A 22,233-nucleotide genomic window follows, 5' to 3' on the forward strand; every position below is an offset into this window, starting at 1 on the left:
GTGGGAGGGTGGCGGGGTGGAGACGGAGAGGCTGGAGTTGCGGCGGTTTACGGATGAGGATGTTGGGCTGCTTGCCGAGCTGGATTCGGATCTGGAGGTGATGCGGTTTCTGACCGGGGAGGTGACGCCGCGGGAGGAGATCGTGCGGGAGGTGTTGCCGGGGATGCTCAGGGTGTACGACGAGCATCCGGGGCTGGGGACGTTCGCGGCCGAGGTGAAGGACGGCGGGGCGTTCGTGGGGTGGTTCGGGTTGCAGCCGACTGCGGAGGCCGGGACGGTGGATGTGGGGTATCGGCTGAATCGCAAGGCCTGGGGTAAGGGGTATGCGACCGAGGGGACGCGGATGCTGATCGACTACGCGTTCGCCGAGCTCGGCATGGATCGGGTGGTCGCCGACACGATGGCGGTCAATCACAGGTCGCGGGCGGTGATGCGGCGGTCGGGGCTTCGGTTCACCCGGCTCTTCCATGAGCAGTTCGAGGATCCGTTGCCGGGGACCGAGTTCGGTGAGGTCGAGTACGCGATCGACCGCCGTACCTGGGAAACTCGTGATCGTGCCTGACGACCAACGCCCGTACGCCGTACTCGACATCGACGCGACCTTGTCCGACACGAGCCGGCGGATCCATTACCTGGAGCGCAAGCCGAAGGACTGGGACTCGTTCTTCGCGGAGGCCAAGAACGACGCCGTGCTGGACGAAGGGCTGGCCGTTGCGACGACGCTCGCGGCCGACCACGAGATCGTCTACCTGACCGGCCGCCCGGAGCGCCTCAGACGCGACACGCTCAAGTGGCTGAAGGACAACGGCTTCCCCGAGGGCACGGTCTACATGCGGCGGAACACCGACCGCCGCGCCGGAGCCCAGATGAAACTCGACCGGCTCACAAAACTCTCCGCAGAACGACCGATCGCCGTACTGGTCGACGACGACATCAAGGTGTGCGCAGTGGCCGAGAAGGCCGGGTACACAGTGATGAGGGCCGACTGGGGACTCGATGCCGAGACCCAGCCGACCCTCTTCGAGGCCCAGGAAAAAGAAGGCCGGACCTAACTACTTGCTGAGGCCCATGATCAGCGTGTTCGGGTACGGCGGGTACGGCGGCAGGTAGAAGTTCTGCACCTTCGAGCCGTGCAGGAACGCGTTGCGCGCGTACAGCAGCGGGACGAGCGGGGCGTCGTTCATGATCTGCTTGTCCAGCGCGGCCCAGGCGGCGGCTGCCTTGGCCTTGTCGGGCTCGGCCGTGGCCGCGTTGATCGCGGTGTCGACCGCCGGGTTGGAGTAGCGGGAGATGTTGTACCCGCCGTTGCCGATCTCCGAGGTCGCGAACAGCGGCTGGATGTTGCCGATCGCGCTCGGGAAGTCCGGCAGCCAGCTCGACACGGTGAGGTCGTAGTCCGGCTTGTTGCCGGTGATCAGGTCGCTCAGCGGCTCGCTGTCCAGCGGCTTGATGTCGACCGTGATGCCGGCCCGCTTGAGGCCCTGCTGGATCGCCTGCGCGACCGACAGACCGGTGGCGTTGTCCGCGACCATCGTGAGGCGCAGGTTGGAAACCCCGGCCGCGGCCAGCAGCTGCTTGGCCTTCTCCGGGTCGCCCGCCGGCGACGCCTCGTAGGTGTTGTACTTCGTGTAGCCCTCGATGCCGGGCGTGATCAGCGTCGAAGCGATCTCACCGCCGAACTCCGGTCCGCCCTCTGCTACCTGGACCGCCTGCTTGTCGACGGCGTACTGGATCGCCTTACGGACCTCAACATTCGCCAGCGGGCCGCGCTTGTTGTTCATCGCCAAGTACTGCAGCGCACCGGACGGCGAGGTGGCGACGCGCGCCTTGACGGCCGGGTTGCCGGTCACGGTCGGGATCAGTGCGGCCGGGATGCTGACGCCGGTCGCGGCGGCGGTCTTGTCGTCGCCCGCGTCCTGGATCAGGCGCTGGTTGACGGTGTTGGCCTCCAGCCCCATCTGCCAGACGAAGGCGTCCGGCAGGCCGGTACGGGCCGGGTCGCTGGCCTTGTCCCAGTTCGGGTTGCGCTCCAGTTCGAGCTTCGAGCCGGGCTGGTACGACTTGACCTGGTACGGACCGCTGGCCATCGGCTTCTCGCCATAGTGGGCCGGGTCGGTGTCGGCCTTCTTCGGCACCGGCGAGAAGGCCGGCATGCTGGCGATCCACGGCCAGTCGCCGAATGCCTTGTTCAGCTTGAAGATGATCGTGGTGTCGTCCGGCGTCTCCACCGACGCGAGCGACGCGTTCTTGTACGGGCCGGTGTACTTGTCGCCGCCGACCAGTAGCGACTTGTGGTAGCCCAGGCCACCGGACAGTTCCGGTGCGAACGAGCGCTCGATCCCGTACTTGATGTCGGCGGCAACGATCGTCGAACCGTCGGCGTACTTCAGGCCCGGCTTGAGCTTGTACGTCCAGGTCTTGCCGCCGTCACTGACCTGACCGGTGTCGGTGGCCAGGTCCGGGACCAGCTCGGTGGCCTTGTCCGGCGAGGTCTTCCACGCCGTCAGCCCGCGCAGGATCAGGTGGATCGCACTCGTCCCGAGGTTCTGGCTCTTGGCCGGGTCGAAGTTGATCTCCTTGCTGGTGCTCAGGAACTGCAGCGTGCCGCCCGCCTCGGCGGCCGCCGATGAGCCACCACCGCTCGGACCGGACTTGTCGTTGGCGTTGCAGGCGGTGGCCGCCAACGCCAGGACGGCCGCGACCGCGACCGCTCGGGTGATGTGTTTCATCGTGTCCTCTCAGGAGGGTGGGGGCTCGGGGAAGTAACAGGCGGCGCGATGCTCAGTCTGGCCGTTGACGGGTTCGAGGACCGGTCGAGTAGTGGCACAGACGTCTTCGGCCTTGTAACAGCGGGTCCGGAACGGGCATCCCGACGGTGGTGAGATCGGTGTCGGTACGTCGCCCGTCAGCACGATGCGGTCCCGCGTCACCCCGGGTTCGGGGACGGGCACCGCCGAGAGCAGGGCCTTCGTGTACGGATGGGCCGGCGCCGCGTACACCTGGTCGGACGGCCCCTCCTCGACGATCGTGCCGAGGTACATCACCGCGACCCGGCTCGCCACCTGCCGAACGACGGCCAGGTCGTGCGCGACGACGACGTACGAGAGACCGAGCTCGTCGCGCAGATCGGCGAGCAGGTTCAGCACCTGGGCCTGCACGGAGACGTCGAGCGCCGAGACGGGCTCGTCGCAGATCAGCAGGTCGGGGCTGACCGCGAGCGCCCGGGCGATGCCGATCCGCTGCCGCTGACCGCCGGAGAACTCGTGCGGGTACCGCTCAAGGTGCTCCTCGGACAGACCGACCTTGTGCAGCAACTCGATCAGCTGGGCCCGCGTAGGCCGGGTCCCCTGCGCGCGGAACGGCGTACTGAGGATGGTGCCGACCGACTGCCGCGGGTTCAGCGAGGCCTGCGGGTCCTGGAAGACCATCTGGACGGTACGGCGAACTGGCCGCAACCGCCGGCCGCGGAACCGGGTCACGTCCTTGCCACCGATCTCGACCCGGCCAGAGGTCGGATCGAGCAGCCGAGTCGCGACCCGCGCCAACGTCGACTTCCCCGAACCGGACTCGCCGACCAGCCCGACCGTCTCGCCCTTGCGGACCACGAAGCTGACCCCGTCGACGGCCTTGACCGTCTGCCCCGTCCTCCACGGCGCTCCACGCAACCCGAAGTACTTCCGCACGCCGTCGAGGCGCAGCAGCTCTGCGGAACTCATACGACCGCCTCCGGCCGGCGGCCCAGATGGCACGCAGCCTCGTGGTCACCCTCGCCGGGACGCGGCGTGAGCTCGGGCCGCTCGGTGATGCAGCGCTCGCCGACCCGCTCGGTGTACGCGCACCGCGGCTGGAACGGGCAGCCGGTCTTGATCGACCCCGGCGACGGCGGCGACCCGGGAATCGTGGTCAGCCGCGGCCTCGGCGGTACGTCGATCCGCGGCATCGCCCCGAGCAACCCGAGCGAATACGGGTGTGCGGCCCGGTGGAACAGATCCCGGACAGTCCCCCGCTCGGCGGCACGACCGGCGTACATGACCAGTACGTCGTCCGCCACCTCGGCGACCACGCCAAGATCGTGCGAGATCAGGACGAGCGCCGTACCGAACTCTTCTTGTACGTCGGCCAGCAGCTGCATGATCTGGGCCTGGACGGTCACGTCGAGGGCGGTCGTCGGCTCATCGGCGATCAGCACTCGGGGGTCGTTCACCAGAGCCATAGCAATCACGACCCGCTGCCGCATTCCCCCGGAGAACTCGTGCGGGTAGCTCTTCGCCCGCCGCGCGGCGTCCGGGATGCCAACCTTGTCGAGCAGCTCGATCGCCCGCTGGAACGCGGCCTTCTTCGAGACGTCGTGGTGCAGCCGGTATGCCTCGGCGACCTGCCAGCCGACGGTGTAGTACGGATTCAGGGCGGACAGCGCGTCCTGGAAGACGAGCGCGATGTCGTTCCCGCGGATCTTGCGCAGCTCGTCCGAGGGCAGGCCGACCAGCTCGCGGCCGTCCAGCAGGACCTCGCCCTTGACCTCGGCGTTCGACGGCAGGATGCCCATCACGGCCGCCGAGCTGACGCTCTTGCCCGAACCGGACTCGCCGACGATCGCCAGTGTCTGCCCGGCCGCGACCGAGAAGTCGATGCCGTCGACAGCCGGGACCAGGCCACCCTCCGTATCGAAGGTGACGCGCAGGTCGTGAACCTCCAGCACCGGCTCAGCCATGACTCACCCTCGGGTCGAGCGCTCCGTGCACTATGTCCACCACCAGATTCGCGACGATGATCAGGAACGCCGAGAAGAGGGTGACCCCGACGACCACGGCAACGTCCAGCTGCCCGACCGCGCTGATCAGCAACTCGCCGAGTCCCTGCATGCTGAAGACCTTCTCGGTCAGGATCGCGCCGCCGAGCAGACCACCGAGGTCCAGCCCGAACAGCGTCACGATCGGCACCAGCGCACCGCGCAGCCCGTGCGTGACGACGACCCGCGCCTCACCCGCGCCCTTCGCCCGCGCAGTGGTGATGTGGTCGAGATTCAGCTCCTCGAGCATCTGCGCCCGGGTCAATCTGATGTACGACGCCGCCTGCAGCACCGCGAGCACCAGCCAGGGCGTGACCAGGTGCCACGCCCAGTCGACCGGGCTCTCGGAGAAGGGAACGTAGCCGTTGACCGGGACCATGTTCAGCCAGAACCCGAACACCAGGATCGCCAGCAGGCCGAGCAGGAACGACGGCGTCGACACACCGATCAGCGCCACCCCGACGGCCAGCCGGTCGAGCGGGCGGCCCCGGTTCAGCGCGGCGACCACGCCGAGCGAGACGCCGATGATCAACCACAGTACGGCGGCTCCGACCGCGATCGACGCTGTCACCGGCAACCGGTCGAGGATCAGCGTGGTGACCGGGCGCGCCAGGGGGAACGAGTACCCGAAGCACGGTGCGTTGCAGTGCACGGCGGCCGCGCCCTCACCGAATGTCCGGCCGGCGAAAATCCCCTTCAGGAAGTTCAGGTACTGCTGGATCGTGCTTTGGTCGAGCTGCATGAAATGACGCGCCTGCTCGAGGCGATCCGGCGTACAGGGCTTGCCGCAGGCCAGGTGGGCCGGGTCGGCCGGGATCGCGTAGAAGATCAGGTAGACGGCCAGGCTGAGCGCCAGCATGACCAGCACCGTCGCCAGCAGCCGCCGGATGATGAACCACAGGATGTCGGGCATCTCAGTGCGTCCTCCGCAGCCGTACGTCGAACGCGTCGCGGACGCCGTCACCGAGCAACGTGAAGCCCAGTACGGCGACGAACAGCGCGATCCCGGGGAAGACCATGAACCACGGATCGGTGCCGGTGTAGACCCAGGCGATCGAGTCCGAGATCGAGCGGCCGAGACTCGGTGTCGGCGGTGGGACGCCAACGCCCAGGAAGGACAGCGCGGCCTCGGCACCGATATAGCCGGGGATCGACAGCGTCGCGACGACCAGCACGGGGCCGAGCAGATTCGGCAGGAGCTCGCGGGTGATCACCCACCAGCCGGACGAACCAACGCTGCGGGCCGCCTCGACGAACTCGCGGGTGACCAGCGAACGTGCCTGCGCCCGGATCAGGCGGGCGAGCCCGGCCCACCCGAAGACGCTCAGGACGCCGATCAGCAGCACCGTCCTCGGCACCTTGGCCGGCACGATGATGCCGAGGGCAATCATGAAGACGAGCTGCGGGAACCCGAACAGGAAGTCCAGCAACCGGGACAGGATCGCGTCGAACCAGCCACCGACGTACGCCGCGGTGATCCCGAGCAGGGTCCCGATCACCGTCGTGACGACGGTGACCACGATCGCGATCGTCAGCGACGTCCGCAGCCCGAGCACCACGATCGAGAACAGGTCCCGCCCGGTCAGCGGCTCCACGCCGAACCAGTGCTCACCGCTGACCCCACCGAACGACCCCTGCGGAGCGTTGCCGCGGGCAGGATCGAGAAGGTCGATGTGGTAGGTGAACGCGTCCTGCCCGGACAGCTTCACCAGCAACGGGGACGCCGCCGCGACCACGATCAGCGCGACGACCAGTCCCAGGCCGACACGGGCACTCCGGTCCCGTCGTACCCGATGCAGCGCCTGCCGGGTAGGCGAGACGGCCCCGGCAACCGACGAACTCACACGCACTCCCGACGAGGTTGTTTTCGAACAGCCGACACAAGCTAGGCCGCATCCTCCCACCACGCCCGGCCCATCTTGAATCCTGAGAATCTCGACTCGGTAACTCTGGATTCGTTTACGTCCCTTCGCCCGGCTACTGTCCGCACATGAAGCTGCTCGAGTACACCCTCTACGGCCCCACCGACGGTTTTCCGGTGATGTCGCTCGGCGGCTCCCCCAGCACCCGCTGGAAACGGCCGGACGTGGTCGAATCCATCGAAGCCACCGGCCTCCGGATGGTCATTCCCGACCGTCCCGGGTACGGCGGTTCTCCCCGGCAGCCCGGTCGTTCGGTGGCCGACGCGGCCACCGATGTCGCCAACCTGGCCGATCACCTCGGCTGGTCGACGTTCGCCGTCACAGGTGGTTCCGGTGGCGGGCCGCACGCGCTCGCCTGTGCCGCACTTCTGCCCGACCGGATCACCTGCTGTGCCGTGGTCGGCGGGATCGCCCCGCTGACCACCGACGGCCCCGAGCCGACCGAGGACGACGAAGCGAGCGACCCGCGTCAGAGCCTGACGGCGTGGCTGGCCGTGCACGACCCGGCCCGGTTCCGCGCGCGGTTCGCGGAGGGCGCCGAGCAGATCATGGCGGCGGTCGCGGCCGGCGGGCCCGAGTTCCCGCCCGCGCCGGGCTCCCCGCCAGGGCCGCCTGCGCGCGACGACGACGCCGCGATGGCCCGCCTGACCGCAACGTTCGGTAGCGGAAGTGTCGACGGCTGCCTCGACGACAACATCGCATTCGGCACCCCGTGGGGATTCAACCTGACCGACGTCCGGGTGCCGACCACCATCTGGCACGGCACTTCGGACGAACGAGCCAGGACGCACGCAGTGCTGCTGACCGAGGCGATGCCAGCCGCCGAATCCATCCAGTACGCCGGGGGCCACGTGCCGCCGGCCGCGGCGTACCGGGAAATTCTCGAATGGTTGCGGGGTGCAACAAACGCAACTGGTGCGGGTCGGTAGGCTCAGCACCATGCTCGAGCTCAGTGGAACGACATGGGCCATCACGATCGGACTGATCGTCGTACTGCTCGCGGTGGACCTACTGCTCGCGGCGCTCCGCCCGCACCGGGTCGGATTCAAGGAGGCGGCCGCCTGGTCGGTCTTCTACGTCCTGGTCGCGATCGCGTTCGGCCTGTGGTTCATGAGCCAGTACGGCGGTGACTTCGGCGCGCAGTACTTCGCGGGCTACATCGTCGAGAAGAGTCTGTCGGTCGACAACCTGTTCGTCTTCGTGATCATCATGACCACGTTCGCCGTACCGGAGGAGCACCAGCACAAGGTGCTGACCTTCGGCATCGTGCTCGCACTGGTCATGCGGGCGATCTTCATCGCGCTCGGCGCGACCCTGCTGTCGCTGTTCTCGTTCATGTTCCTGATCTTCGGGTTGCTGCTGCTCTACACCGCGGTCCAGCTGTTCCGGCACCGCAACGAGGATCCCGATGTCGAGAACAACGTGATCGTGAAGACCGCGCGCCGCGTGCTGCCGGTCAGCGAGGAGTACGTCGGCGGCAAGCTGACGGCCCGGATCGACGGCCGCAAGGTGGTCACCCCGCTGTTCGTCGTCCTGGTCGCGATCGGCGGCGTCGACCTCCTGTTCGCGCTGGACTCGATCCCGGCCGTGTTCGGGGTCACCGACGAGGCCTACATCGTCTTCGCCGCCAACGCCTTTGCCCTGCTGGGTTTGCGCGCACTGTTCTTCCTGGTCAAGGGCCTGCTCGACCGGCTCGTGTACCTGTCGGCAGGCCTGGCGATCATCCTCGCCTTCATCGGCGTCAAACTGATCCTGCACTGGGGACACGTCGACATCCACAAGTCCGTCCCGGAGGTCTCCACCCCGGTCAGCCTCAGCGTGATCATCGGCATCCTGGTGATCGTGGTCGTCGCCAGCCTCGTCAAGACCCGCAACGACCCGACCGCCGTCGCCCACGCCGGCTCCCTGACCGGCCACCACAAAACCTCCGAGGAGTAGCTCCTCATTCGGCGTCGATGAGGTCCCAGCGGCGTTGGCGGAGGAAGCGCGTGGCGGCCCAGGTGAGTAGGGCGCCGAGGAGTGCGCCGGGCAGCAGCCAGCGCCAGCCGGTGAAGAAACCTGGCGCGGTGATCTCCGCAGCCGACGGCGTTACAGCAGGGGGTTCGGTAGTCGGTTGGGATTGTGAGAGACCGGTGGGACCGCCTCTGGGCTGCTCGCCGTTGCGGAGGCCGGGCAGAAGCTTCAGACCGCTGAGGAGCTTGACGAGGGCAACCGGGTCAGTAGCGCGGTGCCAGGTCGGACGGGCGGTGCTGGAGCCATCCGAGACTTCAGTGGTGGCGATCCAGGGGCCGCCGGGCGCGTCGGGGTAGATGACGTCGAGGCGGTAGACGGACATGTCGTGGATGAGCCAGGTGGCCCGGACAAACGCACCGACTTCGTGTTGCTCGGTACCGGGGTCCTCGCGGGTGCCGTCGACGCTCGTGAGCTTCTGGAGCTCGGCGTACTGCGGATCGTCGTACCCGAAGGCGACCAGGTGCGGAGGCGCACTGAGCAGCACGCTGGTGGGACCGCCCGCTGCGGCGGGGATCGTGGTGAGGGCGGCCACGACAAGGAGCGTGGCGAACAGGGCAAGAGCGCGTCGGACCATACCCGGATACACCGCAGCAGGTCAGGAGGTTCCGGTCGCCAGCTGAATCGCACGTGCCTTGTCGGCGACTTCCAGGCGGTAGGTGATGCCACTGCGCTCCCAGACCAGCGTGGGGCCGGCAATGCGCACCACTCGCTTGTCGACGAGCAGCAGCTCATGCGGTGTGCTGAACCAGTAGCCATCAACGGTAGGCACGTACTCGAGCTCGCTGTAGTACTTCTTCCAGTAGAACGGCTCGACCGCCGACTGGAACTGCTCCAGCCGCACGCCGTCCCAGCTCATCGCCACAAACCCCTGTGACGCCTCAACACCAGCAGGTGCACCCAACACCACAGGTCGAGCCGGAGTGAACCCTGCGACCCGCGCAGCCTCCTCCAGAGACAGGTTGCCCGACACTCCGGGCACAGGAGGCGCCGTACTGGGACCAGTGCCGACTGGATGGGCCTCCACTCCCCCGATCCGCAGCCACTCGGCCACAGTCGCCCGCACTGGCGGTGTGAGCGCCAGACCGGCCAGCAGCACGCACAGTCCGGCCAGGAACGCCCGCCACCGGTCCCGCAGCCGTCGACGCGCCGGTACGTCGGCCACCCGCGCCAGCACCGCGGCCGTCAGCTCAGGGTCCACCGGAGGTACAACAGCCGAGCGCCCCAACGCCCGCAGCTCGTCATCCAGGTTCATGGTCGTACCTCCTTCCGTAGACGCTCCAGTGCTCGGTGCAGTCGTGACTTGACGGTCCCACGCGGCCAGCCCAGCACAGCAGCCGTCTCCTGCTCATCCAGCTCCAGCAGATACCGGCACGTCACCACCAGCCGCTGCGGCTCCGGCAGAGCCTGTACGGCGCTCAGCAGCTCTGCCCGCCGTTCCAGCGACACCGCCTCGTCGGCCGGATCCAGTACGACGTCCGGCGGCGCAGCGATCTCTTCCCGCCGGCTGCGCCTCGAACGCGACCGCAGACAGTTCCGCGTCTCGTTGGCGACGATCCGCAACAGCCACGGCCGGAACGCGGCCTCGCTCCGGAAACCACCCAGCGCCCGGTAGGCCTTTACGAACGCCTCCTGCACCACGTCGTCGGCATCCGCACCGGCTCCGAGGAACACCGCCGTACGCTTCGCGATCGGGGCATGCAGCAGCACCAGCTCGCCGTACGCGGCGGAATCACCACTACGCACCCGAGCCAGGATCGCTACCTCGTCCGTCGTGCTGATCGAACCTCCTGGCACCTTCTGGTCATTGTCACTACACCGCAGCCGGTCTGTCGGTTCCGCTGTATAGGGTCGGGATCGTGCCAGACATCGATGAGTCGTTCCTTGCCCTGCCCCGGCATGAGCTCGCGGAGGCCGCTCTGCAGCGGGCCCGGGACCTCGGGGCCACCTTCGCCGAGTTCCGCCTGGAGCGGATCCGGTCGGAGTCGATCGCCCTCCGCGACAGTGTGCTGGAGAGCGCGAGCGACGGCGAGGACCTCGGTCTCGCGGTGCGTGTCGTCCACCAGGGCACCTGGGGTTTCGCGGCCGGGGTGGCGCTGACCACCGACGAAGCGGTCCAGGTGGCCGAGCAGGCGGTGCACATGGCGCAGGTCTCGCGGCCGATTAACGCCGAGATCATCGAGCTCGCCGACGAGCCCGTGTACGACGACGTCAGCTGGATCTCGTCGTACGAGATCGACCCGTTCAGCGTGCCGCGGACCGAGAAGGTCGCGCTGCTCACCGACTACAGCGACCGGCTGCTCAAGGCGGACGGCGTCGCGCACGTGAGTGTGCATGTCGCCTCGGTCCACGAGTGCAAGTTCTACGCGAACACCGAAGGTACGTCGTACACGCAGCAGCGGGTGCGGATCGGCCCGGACATCACCGCCTTCGCGGTGGACGCGGAGACCGGCCGGTTCGACTCGATGGCGAGCTGTGCGCCGCCGGCCGGCCGCGGCTGGGAGTACCTGACTGGCACCGGCTGGGACTGGGACGACGAGCTCGCGCAGATCCCGGGCTGGCTGGCCGAGAAGATGGCCGCGCCGAGTGTCGAGGCCGGGGTGTACGACCTGGTGATCGACCCGAGCAACCTGTGGCTGACGATCCACGAGTCGATCGGCCACGCCACCGAGCTCGACCGCGCGCTCGGCTACGAGGCCAACTACGCCGGCACGAGCTTCGCCACCACCGACAAGCTCGGCAACCTGAAATACGGCTCGCCGATCATGCACGTCACCGGTGACCGGACCGCCGAGCACGGCCTCTCCACGGTCGGGTACGACGACGAAGGGGTCGCCGGGCAGCAGTGGGATCTGGTCAAGGACGGCGTACTGGTCGGGTATCAGGTCGACCGCCGGATGGCGAAGGTGAACGAGAAACTCCTCGGCACCGCCCGCTCCAACGGCTGCGCGTACGCCGACTCGTCCGGCCACATCCCGATCCAGCGGATGGCCAACGTGTCCCTGCAACCCGCTCCAGACGGCCCTTCCACCGAGGAGCTGATCAGCCGGGTGCAGAACGGGATCTACATCGTCGGCGACAAGTCCTGGTCGATCGACATGCAGCGGTACAACTTCCAGTTCACTGGCCAGCGGTTCTACAAGATCACCAACGGCAAGCTGGACGGTCAGCTGCGCGACATCGCGTACCAGGCCACCACGACCGACTTCTGGGGCTCGATGGAGGCGGTCGGCGGCCCGGAGACCTACGTCCTGCACGGCGCACTGAACTGCGGCAAGGCTCAGCCCGCGCAGTCCGGTGCCGTCAGTCACGGTTGCCCGTCCGCCCTGTTCCGGGGCGTCCGCATTCTCAACACCACGCAGGAGGCCGGCCGGTGACCGCCATTCAGCTCACCCCGCAGGACACCGTCGAGCGCGGGCTCGCGCTCGCCGCGGCCGAGGGGGCCGACGGTTGCGTGGTCATCGTCGCCGAAACCTCCAGTGCGAACCTGCGCTGGGCCAACAACACCCTGACCACCAACGGCGCGATGCGCGGCTCGCACGTCACCGTGATCGCCACAGTCGGCGCCGGTGAAGGCACTGCGACCGGTGTGGTCAGCCGGACCGCGGTCACCGACGAATCGCTGCGTCAGCAGGTCTCTGCCGCGGTCGCGACCGCGCGCGCCGCCACACCGGCCGAGGACGCACGACCGCTGGTCGACGGCACCACCAGCCCGGACTGGGACGACGAGCCGGAAGAAACCTCGGTCACCGTCTACGAGAAGTTCGCCCCGGCGCTCGGCGAGACCCTGCAGCGGGCCACCAACGAGAGCCGCTGGCTCTACGGATTCGCCGACCACGAGGTCACCACCCTGTACGTCGGTTCGTCCGCCGGACTGCGTCTTCGCCAGGCCCTGCCGCGCGGTTTCGTGAGCTCGACCGGCAAGTCCGGCGACCTGAGCCAGTCCGCGTGGGCCGGTGCAGCGACGCGCGACTTCACCGACATCGACCCGCTGGCCCTCGATGCCGAGCTCACTCGGCGACTGGGCTGGGCCTCGCGGACAGTTGCCGTCGACCCCGGTCGCCACGCCACCGTGCTGCCGCCGGCTGCGGTGGCCGACCTGACGACGTACCTGTTCTGGCAGTTGGACGGTCGGCAGGCGTTCGAGGGTCGCAGTGTGTTCGCGAAGCCGCCGAGTGGCACGCGGGTCGGCGAGACGCTGTCGTCGAAGCCAGTGCAGTTGCGGTCGGATCCGAATCTGCCTGGCCTGGAGACGTTCCCGTTCGCGGTCGCCCGCTCGTCGGGTGCTTCGCAGAGCGTGTTCGACAACGGGCTCACGCTGTCCGCGACCGACTGGATCCGCGACGGCAAGCTCGAGACGCTGATGACCAGCCGGCACACGGCCGACCTGATCGGCGCCACGACTCCCGCTCCCCCGATCGACAACTACGTGCTGTCGGTCGACGGCGCCACCGGTACGACGGACGACCTGGTGGCCGGGATGGAGAACGGCTTGCTGCTGACGTGCCTCTGGTACATCCGGATGGTCGACCCGCAGACCTCACTGCTGACCGGGCTCACCCGCGACGGCGTCTACCTGGTCGAGAACGGCGAGGTGACGGGTGCGGTCAACAACTTCCGCTTCAACGAGAGCCCGGTCGACCTGCTGTCGCGGATCGGCGCGGCCGGCGCGACCGTGCCGTCGTTCTCCCGCGAGTGGGGTGACGAGTTCTCCCGAACGGCCACCCCGCCGCTGCTGATCCCGGACTTCAACATGTCCAGCGTCAGCCAGGCCAGCTGACGAAAACGCCCCGCGAACCTCGAAAGGTTCGCGGGGCGTTCTGCTGACGTCAGACCGTCGGGTAGCCCGGCTCAACGGGACCAGCCGGCCCACCGAAGCCGCGCTCGGCGGCCTTCGGGTCCGGACCGTACTGGTTGTCGCCCGGGTTGCCGTCACCGGCAGCCAGCACGATGAACCAGATCCCGCCGACACAAGGAATCAGGTTGATCAGGATCCACCAGCCGCTGCGTCCGGTGTCGTGCATGCGGCGAATGGCCACACCGATCGACGGCAGCAGCAGCGCCAGGCTGAACAGGCCGGCCAGCAAACCGCCGAACGTGTTCTTCTGGGCCGTGCCGAGGATCTGGTCGATGATCCCCAGGACGATGTAGCCGATCGCCCAGAACAGCGTGTACATCCAGTATTCCTTGCGCCGGGCTCGTCCGGAGAACACGGCATACTGCTTGACTACCGCCAGGAACCACTGCATTACTGAACTCCGATGCTCGAAAGGTGAGGCGCGGACAGAGCCTGTCGGACCTGCCCGGCGTCGTCAATGCACCGTCACCCTTCGGTGATCACACTGCAACGTGACGCGCCGTACTTCGAGCGAACTTCACCTTTTCGCGACCGTGACCCGCCACATCCGGTGCGGTTTCGGGCCTTCGGCGTACGGCGTGGTGTCGATCGCCTGCCAGCCTTTGGTCAGCTCGTCCAGGCGGGCGCGGTCGAAGAAGCGGCCGGCGAAGCCGTCGTGCACGGACAGTCCGCCGCCCAGCTCCTGCCAGTTCGCCGCGCAGGGGTCGTCGGCGGACCAGACGGCGTACACGAAGAGGCCGCCGGGGCGCAGGACGCGGTGGATCTCGCCGACCAGTCCGCGCAGCTCTTCGGGCGTGAAGGCCATGTTCAGCAGCAGGTTCGCGAAGACTGCGTTCACCGTGGCGTCGGCCGGCGGCAGCGGATCGCGGACGTCGTGCAGCGCGGCGGTGACGCGGTCGTCGAGACCTTCGCGTTGTGCCTGCTGCCGCAACTGGTCGAGCGCGGTCTCGCTGAAGTCGGTGGCGTGGACGCTGAATCCCTGCCTGGCCAGGAAAAGCGCGTCCCGGCCGTGCCCCGCACCGAGTTCGAGAACGTCATCGATGCCTGCGGCACCAAAGGTCTCCGCTGCCCAGTGCGCCGCTGCCGACGGCTCCGCTCCGTGCAGTTGCGGCTGCCGCGCGTAAGCGGTCTCCCACCGTTCCTGCTGAGCCCGTGCGAGCTCGACGTGTCCAGTGTTCATGTATTGCTCCCCGTGGTCGTCACGCCGGTCTGGACGATCGGCAGACCGCGCCAGCCTACAGGGCATAAAGACCGGGGTAACCCCCAGCTGTCACGCAGTGAGCGGGTTCGGGATATTCAGGTAGACAGTGGAGAGATTCGCCTGACAGGGCAGGGTGTCCGCGGTCAGCCAGCGGCGCGCAAGGCGGTCACCGTCCGGCCCGGCAGCCTGCAGGAGCGGCAGCGCGAGGATGAGCCGGTCGCGAACTACAGCGAGTAGTTCCGCCTCGTCAGCAACCCCATCTGCCGCCAGACAGCCCACTACGGCCAGCGCTTGGTTGTAGAGCAGGTTGCAGGTCAGGCGGTCATCCACTGTGTTGTCGTCGACCACAGCCAGCGCGGAGTCGCGCAGACCGGTCACAGCGAGCAGTCCGCGCAGGTGTGACGACGCGAGGTAGTAGCCCTGGTTGTCGCGGTATGCGCCACCCTTGATACGGCCAAGGCCGTCCAGGCGGACCAGCGTGTTCTGCTGGTGTGCTTCCAGTCCGATGCCGGTCTCGGCGTACAGATGGAGCATCGGGATCAGGACATTGTCGATGTACGACGCCACCCAGCCGACCGGATCATCAGCCGCGAATTCACTGAGGCGGCTGATGCCGTCCGGTCGTGGCGCGACCAGTCCGGCCAAGCATGCATAACTGTTGACGTCACTCGGCACTTCTCGTACAGCAACGTCCAGACCGGTCAATGTCGGTCCACCCTCGTCGAGAGCAATCCATGCCGGATCCCGGACGATGATGAAGCGCGGGTGCGCGGTCGCCGTACCGGCGTTGTAGGCGGCGTCGAGCAACCGGTAGACCTCGAGGCCACGGCGGAGCTCGGTCGGGGTCGACTCACGCCGTGAGTTCGCGATGCGCAGACCGAGGGACAGCTTCAGCATCACCGGCAGATCCGGGTGGAACAGCGTGCGCATGCTCGAGGTCGGGTACCACTGCGCGCCGTGCGGGCCGAGCTCTTTCACGCGGCCTTCCTCCAGCAGCTTGGCGACCCGCGGCCGTTGCCGCAGCGCCGCCGCCTGCCAAGGGTGAGCCGGGATCAGCACCCGGCCCGCCGACGGAGTGATACCGGCCAGCGCGCCCATCAGCTGCACAGCGTCCAGTCCCTGCAGCGAGGGCGCGCCGGCCACCTGGTCCGAGGACACCAATTCGGTGTCGGCCTCGAACCAGTGCACCGCGAAACAGCCACCGAGCTCCGGCGAGTACCTCGCCAGCTCGGCACCGCTCAATCCGTCCCGGCTCTTGGGTGCCGGGTGGTTCAGTTGACCGAACAGCAACGCCTGCTCGATCTCCAGGAAGCGGCCCGGGCCACGGTCGGCCCCGCCCGCGTCGACGAAGTAGGCGACGTTGCGAACCGACTCGGCCGTGCGCGCCACCAGGTCGTCGAGCTCGGCCGGGTCCGTGCCGGCCGATAGCAGCCGGACCAGCTCCTCGGGCGCCGGCGGGACACCGTCCACCAGGATCTCGGTGAACTGGTGCCAGCCGCTCCGCGAAGCATGCTCGACGCGCGCTGTGACCGTCGATGCGCCGACGGCCAGCCGCAGCAGCCCGGTGGTCACCGGTACCGCAGCTTCCCGCGTGTAGCAGCGCAGAATCGCGTTCAGATGCGCCGCGACGGCCGTCTCGGTCGAGGTCAACACGCACTCCCTGAAGTAAGGCAACGCTTACTTAGGTGAGCCTAACTTCAAACGGCTCCGGTGACCAGCTGACTCCACGTGGTCATCGTCACTCGCCGTACGGCGTCCTGGTGAGAGTGAAGGTCGCCAGGTTCAGATGGTCGACACCGCTCGCGGAGCGGACCACCCGGAGCCGCTCTCCCGCGAAGTACCCGTCACGCCCCTGATACAGGTCAGGCCCCAGCGGTGTGAAACGGCAGCTCATCGCGCCCGACAGTTGCAGGACGCCACCGCTGACCGCGATGGTGAGCGGCGTGTTCCCCCAATACCAGTGGCCGAGCAACTCGTTGCCCTGCTCGAGTTGCGGCTCCGGCAACCACTCGCGCGCGAGCACCGGCTCGTGCCGGACCAGCGTGCTGATCAGCTCCGGCGCCAGCGACGCAACCGTCCCGTACGTCGCGTTCCCCAACGTGACCGCACCGATCCGGCGCACCCGATCGACGAACAGCCCGGCCAGGAAGCCCGGCATCGAACCGGTGTGCCCGATCAGCAGATAGGGGTCGTCGGCAATCAACCGCAATCCGAGCCCGTACGACGCAGTCAGTGCCTCGCGCGGATCCGCAGCCGCCGGCGCGGACATCTCGTCGACGGTGTCGCGGCTGAGCACCTCACTGACCGGATCGATCCAGAAGTTCGCGTACTTCGCCAGATCCTCGACCGTGCTCCACAACTGCCCGGCCGGAGCCATCGCACCCGAGTCGTAGGCCGGCTCCTCGATCAGCTGGCCACTGAACGGGTGCACCGAGTACCCCTGGGCAGCCGCGCCGAACGGGAAGTACGACGTACGGGCCATCTCCAGCGGGTCGAGGATGCGCCGCTGCACCTGGTCCAGCCAGGACTCGCCGCGCACCCGCGCCACGATCTCGGCCAGCACCGCGTAGCCGAGGTTCGAGTAGTGGTGCCGCCGATCGGCCGGACCGGCCGCATGCGACTCGTCCATCGCCGCAACCAGCTCGTCGAACGAGACCCCAGGATTGCGTTCCCACCACGGCCCCTCGGGCTCCGCGTTCATCCCACCACTGTGCGCAAGCAGGTGCCGCACGGTCCGGTCGCCGAACGCGATCCCCGGCAGATGCTTGCCCACGGCATCATTCAGCGCGAGCAGCCCTTCGTCGCGGCACTGCATCACGAGCACGGCGGTCAGCGTCTTCGTGATCGAGCCGATCCGGTACTGCACATTCGGCCCCGGCGCGAGCCCGCCCGCATCGGCGAACCGTCCACGGGCACCACTCCACACCAGCTCACCATCCCGCACCACACCAGCAGTCAACGAGGGCACTCTGGTCTCGCTCTGCGCAGCTGCGATCCCGGCGGTCAGGGCGGCGGCGGTCTCTGCACGTACGTCGGTCACCCGCACGAGTATGCCTCGTGCGGTCGACCGACGTGCCGATTACTCGAAGGACTCCGGCGACGGGCAGGAGCAGATGAGGTTGCGGTCGCCGTAGGCGCCGTCGATGCGGCGGACGGGGGGCCAGTACTTCGAGGCGCGGTCGACGGACTGCGGGAAGGCGGCCTCTTCGCGGGTGTAGGCGTGCTCCCACTTGTCGTTGATGACCGAGGCTGCGGTGTGCGGGGCGTTGACGAGGGGGTTGTCGTCGGCCGGCCATTCGCTGGCTGCGACGCGGTCGATCTCGTGCTTGATCGCGATCATCGCGTCGCAGAAGCGGTCGAGTTCACCGAGGTCCTCGGATTCTGTCGGCTCGACCATCAGCGTGCCGGCCACCGGGAAGGACATCGTCGGCGCGTGGAAGCCGTAGTCGACCAGGCGCTTCGCGACGTCGTCGACGGTGATGCCGGTTTCCTTGGTCATCGGGCGCAGGTCCAGGATGCACTCGTGGGCGACCAGGCCGTTCTCGCCGGTGTAGAGGACCGGGAAGGCGCCCTCGAGGCGCTTGGCGACGTAGTTCGCGGTCAGTACGGCGGCCTTCGTGGCCGCGGTCAGGCCCTCGCCACCCATCATCCGGATGTAGGCCCACGAGATCGCCAGCACGCCGGCGGATCCGAACGGAGCCGCACTGATCGGACCGACACCGGACTTGGGGCCGGCCTGGTCGAGCAGCGGGTGGTTCGGCAGGTACGGCGCGAGGTGCGCGGCGACCGCGACCGGGCCGACGCCCGGGCCGCCACCACCGTGCGGGATGCAGAAGGTCTTGTGCAGGTTCAGGTGGCTGACATCGCCGCCGAACTGCCCGGGCTTGGCGAGACCCAGCAGCGCGTTCAGGTTGGCGCCGTCGACGTACACCTGGCCGCCGTGGTCGTGGACGATCCGGCAGACCTCTGTCACGCTCTCCTCGTACACCCCGTGGGTGGACGGGTAGGTGATCATGATCGCGGCCAGCTTCTCGGCGTGCTCAGAAGCCTTACCACGCAGGTCATCCAGGTCGATCGTGCCGTCGTCGTTGCCCTTGACAACAACAACCTTCATCCCGGCCATCACGGCCGAGGCGGCGTTGGTGCCGTGGGCCGAGGCCGGGATCAGGCAGACGTTGCGGTCCGCGTTGCCCTGCGCGCGGTGGTAGCCGCGGATCGCGAGCAGACCGGCGAGCTCACCCTGGGAGCCGGCGTTCGGCTGGATGGAGACCTTCGCGTACCCAGTGACCTCGGCCAGCCAGCGCTCCAGCTGACCGATCAGCTTCACGTACCCGGCCGCGTCCTCGATCGGCGCCAGCGGGTGCATGTCGGCGAACTCGGGCCAGGTGACCGGCTCCATCTCGGTGGTCGCGTTCAGCTTCATCGTGCACGAGCCGAGCGGGATCATCCCGCGGTCGAGCGCGTAGTCCTTGTCGGACAGCTTGCGCAGGTAGCGCAGCATCGACGTCTCGGACCGGTGCGTGTTGAAGACGGGGTGCGTCATGTACTCCGACGTCCGCGGTACGGCGATCTCGGGTGCCGCGAGCGTGTCGTCGTACTGGACGCCGAAGGACTGGCAGACCCGGGTCAGCGCGGCGACATCGGTCTTCTCGTCACACGAGATACCGACGTGGTCGGCGTCGACCTGGCGCAGCCAGATCCCGTTCTGCCGGGCGGCGTCGACGACGTCGGCGGCGGCACCGGGGACGCGAGCCAGCACGGTGTCGAAGAAGTCGCCGTGCACGACCTCGACGCCACCGGCGCGCAGCGACGCGGACAGCTTGCCCGCGTAGTCGTGCACGCGGGCGGCGATCGCCTGCAACCCGTCCGGTCCGTGGTAGACGGCGTACATGGAGGCAACGACGGCCAGCAGGACCTGCGCCGTACAGATGTTGGAGGTCGCCTTCTCGCGACGGATGTGCTGCTCACGCGTCTGCAGCGCGAGCCGGTACGCCGGGGCGCCGTCCGCGTCGACCGACACACCGACCAGCCGGCCGGGCAGTGACCGCTCGAGGCCGGCGCGGACCGACATGAAGCCGGCGTGCGGGCCACCGTAGAAGAGCGGGACGCCGAAGCGCTGGGAGGAGCCGATGACGATATCGGCGCCGGCCTCCCCCGGTGCCTCGAGCACCGTCAGGGCGAGCAGGTCGGACGCGACCGCGACCAGCGTCTCGCGCTCGTGCGCGGCGGCGATCAGCGGCTTCAGATCGCGGACAGCACCGCCGGACCCCGGGTACTGCACCAGGAAGCCGAAGAAGTCACCCTCGGGCAGACCATCGGTGGTGTCGGCAACAACCACCTCGATGTCCAGCGCCTCGGCGCGGGTCTCGACGACCGCGATCGTCTGCGCGAAGCAGTCCGCGTCGACCAGGAAGCGGTTCGACTTGCTCTTGCGGTTCGACCGGTGCGCCAGCGTCATCGCCTCGGCGGCCGCGGTGCCCTCGTCGAGCAGCGACGCGTTCGCGGTCGGCAGACCGGTCAGGTCGGACACGACGGTCTGGAAGTTCAGCAGCGCTTCGAGCCGGCCCTGGGAGATCTCCGGCTGGTACGGCGTGTAGGCCGTGTACCAGGCCGGGTTCTCGACCAGGCGGCGGACGATCACCGACGGGGTGAAGGTGCCGTAGTAGCCCTGCCCGATCATCGAGGTGGCGACGTTGTTGCGGGCCGCCAGCTGGCGCAGCTCGGTGAGCGCATCCACCTCGGAGGCCGGCTCCGGGAGCCGCAGCGGTTCGGTGGACCGGATCGAGGCCGGTACGGCGGCATCCGCGAGCGCGTCGACGTCGGCGTACCCGAGAAGTTCGACCATCCGCGCGACCTCGTCGGGGCGGGGCCCGATGTGCCGGTCGGCGAAGATTGCTGAAATTTCCGTCATCACAGAGGCTCCGTTGCTAGCTGCACTCCAGGTGGTGGCAGTGCTTCCGGGGGCCTCCCCCTCTGTCACGCACGAGTGCACGCTTCAGAGTCGCCTGACGCACCCGGTCCATGGGCCTGAGAGGTTCCGGGGAGGAATTGCCCCTTCGGCGCCCGACTTGCACGGGTCTCTCCCGAGTGCGGTGAACAGCTACTGAGCAGACTACCTCAGCCGGTCATGCGGGCCCGGCGGCGGGCAGCCAGCTCGTCGCTGGCGTGGCTCTCGCCGTCACCCTCACCGTGGCCGTCGGCACGCTCGGTCGGCAGCTCGGACAGCGAACCCTCGACCTCACGCCAGACACCGCCGAGGGCGATGCCGAAGACTCCCTGGCCACCGGCCAGCAGATCGATGACCTCGTCCGGCGAGGTGCACATGTAGACCGACGCGCCGTCACTCATCAGCGTGATCTGGGTCAGGTCGTCGATCCCGCGCTTGCTCAGGTGGGCGATCGCGGTCCGGATCTGCTGCAGTGAGATACCGGCGTCGAGCAGCCGCTTGATCACCTTCAGCAACAGAACGTCACGGAAACCGTACAACCGCTGCGTGCCCGAGCCGGTCGCCGGGCGCACCGACGGCGAGACCAGGCCGGTGCGGGCCCAGTAGTCGAGCTGACGGTACGTAATACCGGCGGCGGCGCAGGCGGTCGGTCCACGGAACCCGACATCCTCCGGCATCGGCCGCAGGTCGTCCTCGAACAGCAGGCCCTGAACGCCGGCCGTGATCGCCGCCTCGGCGCGTGCTTCGGACGTCGACTGCGCCGTCAGATCCGTGTCGCCGGTGCGTGTCACGCCTGAGCCTCCCTGAATACCTACTGGAACGAGTCATCTCCGTGGAGTAACGGTGCCCCACGACTCCTTCACGGTAAGCCGCCGACCTGAGAGGGTCAACGACAACCGCATCGAGCCGCTAGCGTGTCGCGACTCCCACACGAATCGTTACCTTCCCGGTCTTGCTCCTAGGGAGCCTCCAGAAGCGTCTCAGGTCTTGTCGAAGTCCTCGGGTGTGACCTGGTCGAGGAACTCGCGGAACCGCTCGACCTCCTCTTCCTCCTGCACCTCGTCGGCGCCGGTCTCGCTCTCCGGGACCGGGATCCCGGCCTCGGCCAGGATCTCCTCGGTGCAGTACACCGGGGTGCCGGTACGGAGCGCGATCGCGATCGAGTCCGACGGGCGGGCCGAGATCTCGGTCTTGTCGTCGAAGACCAGGATCGCCTCGAACACCCCGTCGGTCAGGTTCACGATCCGGACCTGACTGAGCGTGTGCCCGAGCACCCGGATCGTCTCCGCGAACAGATCATGGGTCAGCGGCCGGGGTGGTTCCATCCCCTGCTGGGCGAACGCGATCGCACTCGCCTCGGCCGCACCGATCCAGATCGGCAGATACCGCTCCCCGCCGACCTCCCGGAGCAGCACGATGGGCTGACTCGAGGGCATCTCGACCCGGACTCCGACTACGTCGACTTCGCGCACACCTCAACCCTACTCCGCCCACCACCCCGAAGCC

The 22,233-nt window shown here is 68.1% G+C and carries 21 protein-coding genes and 1 riboswitch; of the genes, 6 read left to right on the forward strand and 15 right to left on the reverse strand.

The window, feature by feature from the left end; translation table 11 throughout:
• Positions 1 to 562: GNAT family N-acetyltransferase (locus E1261_RS26685; protein ID WP_420814026.1), on the forward strand; the 562-nt coding region annotated here is incomplete at its 5' end.
• The gene (locus E1261_RS26690) at positions 555 to 1,052 is read left to right on the forward strand and encodes a phosphatase domain-containing protein (protein WP_202875045.1); all 498 of its coding nucleotides are present in this window, start codon (positions 555 to 557) and stop codon (positions 1,050 to 1,052) included. The genes E1261_RS26685 and E1261_RS26690, both read left to right, overlap by 8 nt.
• On the opposite strand, the gene E1261_RS26695 is transcribed toward E1261_RS26690, so the two are convergent.
• From E1261_RS26695 to E1261_RS26715, 5 genes are read right to left on the reverse strand one after another with little or no spacing between them, the layout of a single operon-like run.
• On the reverse strand, positions 1,053 to 2,729 hold the full coding sequence (locus tag E1261_RS26695; RefSeq protein WP_132411164.1) for an ABC transporter substrate-binding protein: 1,677 nt from the start codon (positions 2,727 to 2,729) through the stop codon (positions 1,053 to 1,055). It abuts the gene before it with no gap.
• A 9-nt stretch (positions 2,730 to 2,738) separates the two neighbouring features.
• Positions 2,739 to 3,716, reverse strand: a complete 978-nt coding sequence (locus E1261_RS26700; RefSeq protein WP_132411166.1) for an ABC transporter ATP-binding protein — start codon at positions 3,714 to 3,716, stop codon at positions 2,739 to 2,741.
• The gene (locus E1261_RS26705; protein WP_132411168.1) at positions 3,713 to 4,711 is read right to left on the reverse strand and encodes an ABC transporter ATP-binding protein; all 999 of its coding nucleotides are present in this window, start codon (positions 4,709 to 4,711) and stop codon (positions 3,713 to 3,715) included. Before E1261_RS26705 ends, E1261_RS26700 begins: the two co-directional genes overlap by 4 nt.
• On the reverse strand, positions 4,704 to 5,702 hold the full coding sequence (locus E1261_RS26710; protein WP_132411170.1) for an ABC transporter permease: 999 nt from the start codon (positions 5,700 to 5,702) through the stop codon (positions 4,704 to 4,706). The genes E1261_RS26705 and E1261_RS26710 overlap by 8 nt, the downstream gene beginning before the upstream one ends.
• A gap of 1 nt (position 5,703) precedes the next feature.
• Positions 5,704 to 6,633: an ABC transporter permease gene (locus tag E1261_RS26715; protein WP_132411172.1), complete on the reverse strand. Its 930-nt coding sequence runs from the start codon at positions 6,631 to 6,633 to the stop codon at positions 5,704 to 5,706.
• Between the two features lie 146 nt (positions 6,634 to 6,779).
• Here E1261_RS26715 and E1261_RS26720 point away from each other — a divergent pair, with 146 nt between their 5' ends.
• Positions 6,780 to 7,640: an alpha/beta fold hydrolase gene (locus E1261_RS26720; protein WP_132411174.1), complete on the forward strand. Its 861-nt coding sequence runs from the start codon at positions 6,780 to 6,782 to the stop codon at positions 7,638 to 7,640.
• A 10-nt stretch (positions 7,641 to 7,650) separates the two neighbouring features.
• A complete protein-coding gene (locus tag E1261_RS26725) occupies positions 7,651 to 8,649 on the forward strand; it encodes a TerC/Alx family metal homeostasis membrane protein (RefSeq protein ID WP_132411176.1) in 999 nt (332 codons plus the stop codon).
• Positions 8,650 to 8,653: 4 nt separating this feature from the next.
• Here E1261_RS26725 and E1261_RS26730 read toward each other — a convergent pair whose 3' ends face one another.
• The 3 genes from E1261_RS26730 to E1261_RS26740 are packed head-to-tail and all read right to left on the reverse strand — an operon-like array spanning position 8,654 to position 10,518.
• On the reverse strand, positions 8,654 to 9,298 hold the full coding sequence (locus tag E1261_RS26730; protein WP_132411178.1) for a hypothetical protein: 645 nt from the start codon (positions 9,296 to 9,298) through the stop codon (positions 8,654 to 8,656).
• A gap of 21 nt (positions 9,299 to 9,319) precedes the next feature.
• Positions 9,320 to 9,976, reverse strand: a complete 657-nt coding sequence (locus tag E1261_RS26735) for a hypothetical protein (protein ID WP_132411180.1) — start codon at positions 9,974 to 9,976, stop codon at positions 9,320 to 9,322.
• Positions 9,973 to 10,518, reverse strand: a complete 546-nt coding sequence (locus E1261_RS26740; RefSeq protein ID WP_238176439.1) for an RNA polymerase sigma factor — start codon at positions 10,516 to 10,518, stop codon at positions 9,973 to 9,975. Before E1261_RS26740 ends, E1261_RS26735 begins: the two co-directional genes overlap by 4 nt.
• A gap of 62 nt (positions 10,519 to 10,580) precedes the next feature.
• Here E1261_RS26740 and E1261_RS26745 point away from each other — a divergent pair, with 62 nt between their 5' ends.
• Both E1261_RS26745 and E1261_RS26750 read left to right on the forward strand, forming a co-directional pair.
• Positions 10,581 to 12,098 carry a TldD/PmbA family protein gene (locus E1261_RS26745; RefSeq protein WP_238176440.1) on the forward strand — a complete coding sequence of 506 codons (1,518 nt, stop codon included), beginning with the start codon at positions 10,581 to 10,583 and terminating at the stop codon, positions 12,096 to 12,098.
• Positions 12,095 to 13,501, forward strand: coding sequence for a metallopeptidase TldD-related protein (locus E1261_RS26750; protein ID WP_132411184.1), 1,407 nt, complete (start codon positions 12,095 to 12,097; stop codon positions 13,499 to 13,501). The genes E1261_RS26745 and E1261_RS26750 overlap by 4 nt, the downstream gene beginning before the upstream one ends.
• 49 nt (positions 13,502 to 13,550) lie before the next feature.
• Here the strand turns inward: E1261_RS26750 and E1261_RS26755 are convergent, their stop codons facing one another.
• From E1261_RS26755 to E1261_RS26785, 7 genes are all read right to left on the reverse strand, one after another.
• The gene (locus tag E1261_RS26755) at positions 13,551 to 13,970 is read right to left on the reverse strand and encodes a DUF805 domain-containing protein (protein ID WP_132411186.1); all 420 of its coding nucleotides are present in this window, start codon (positions 13,968 to 13,970) and stop codon (positions 13,551 to 13,553) included.
• Positions 13,971 to 14,096: 126 nt separating this feature from the next.
• Positions 14,097 to 14,759 (reverse strand): class I SAM-dependent methyltransferase, encoded by a 663-nt coding sequence (locus E1261_RS26760; RefSeq protein ID WP_132411188.1) that lies wholly within the window; start codon positions 14,757 to 14,759, stop codon positions 14,097 to 14,099.
• A gap of 90 nt (positions 14,760 to 14,849) precedes the next feature.
• Positions 14,850 to 16,430 carry an IucA/IucC family protein gene (locus E1261_RS26765; protein ID WP_420814028.1) on the reverse strand — a complete coding sequence of 527 codons (1,581 nt, stop codon included), beginning with the start codon at positions 16,428 to 16,430 and terminating at the stop codon, positions 14,850 to 14,852.
• Positions 16,431 to 16,518: 88 nt separating this feature from the next.
• Positions 16,519 to 17,820, reverse strand: coding sequence for a serine hydrolase domain-containing protein (locus E1261_RS26770; protein ID WP_132411192.1), 1,302 nt, complete (start codon positions 17,818 to 17,820; stop codon positions 16,519 to 16,521).
• Positions 17,821 to 17,859: 39 nt separating this feature from the next.
• The gene (gcvP, locus tag E1261_RS26775) at positions 17,860 to 20,691 is read right to left on the reverse strand and encodes an aminomethyl-transferring glycine dehydrogenase (RefSeq protein ID WP_132411194.1); all 2,832 of its coding nucleotides are present in this window, start codon (positions 20,689 to 20,691) and stop codon (positions 17,860 to 17,862) included.
• Positions 20,692 to 20,785: 94 nt separating this feature from the next.
• Positions 20,786 to 20,876: riboswitch (glycine riboswitch) on the reverse strand.
• 21 nt (positions 20,877 to 20,897) lie between these two features.
• Positions 20,898 to 21,494, reverse strand: coding sequence for a MerR family transcriptional regulator (locus tag E1261_RS26780; protein ID WP_165952668.1), 597 nt, complete (start codon positions 21,492 to 21,494; stop codon positions 20,898 to 20,900).
• Between the two features lie 213 nt (positions 21,495 to 21,707).
• Positions 21,708 to 22,199: a bifunctional nuclease family protein gene (locus E1261_RS26785; protein ID WP_132411198.1), complete on the reverse strand. Its 492-nt coding sequence runs from the start codon at positions 22,197 to 22,199 to the stop codon at positions 21,708 to 21,710.
• Between the last annotated feature and the right edge of the window lie 34 nt (positions 22,200 to 22,233).

This window comes from Kribbella albertanoniae, from assembly GCF_004348455.1.
GTDB classification, from domain to species: Bacteria; Actinomycetota; Actinomycetes; order Propionibacteriales; family Kribbellaceae; genus Kribbella; species Kribbella albertanoniae.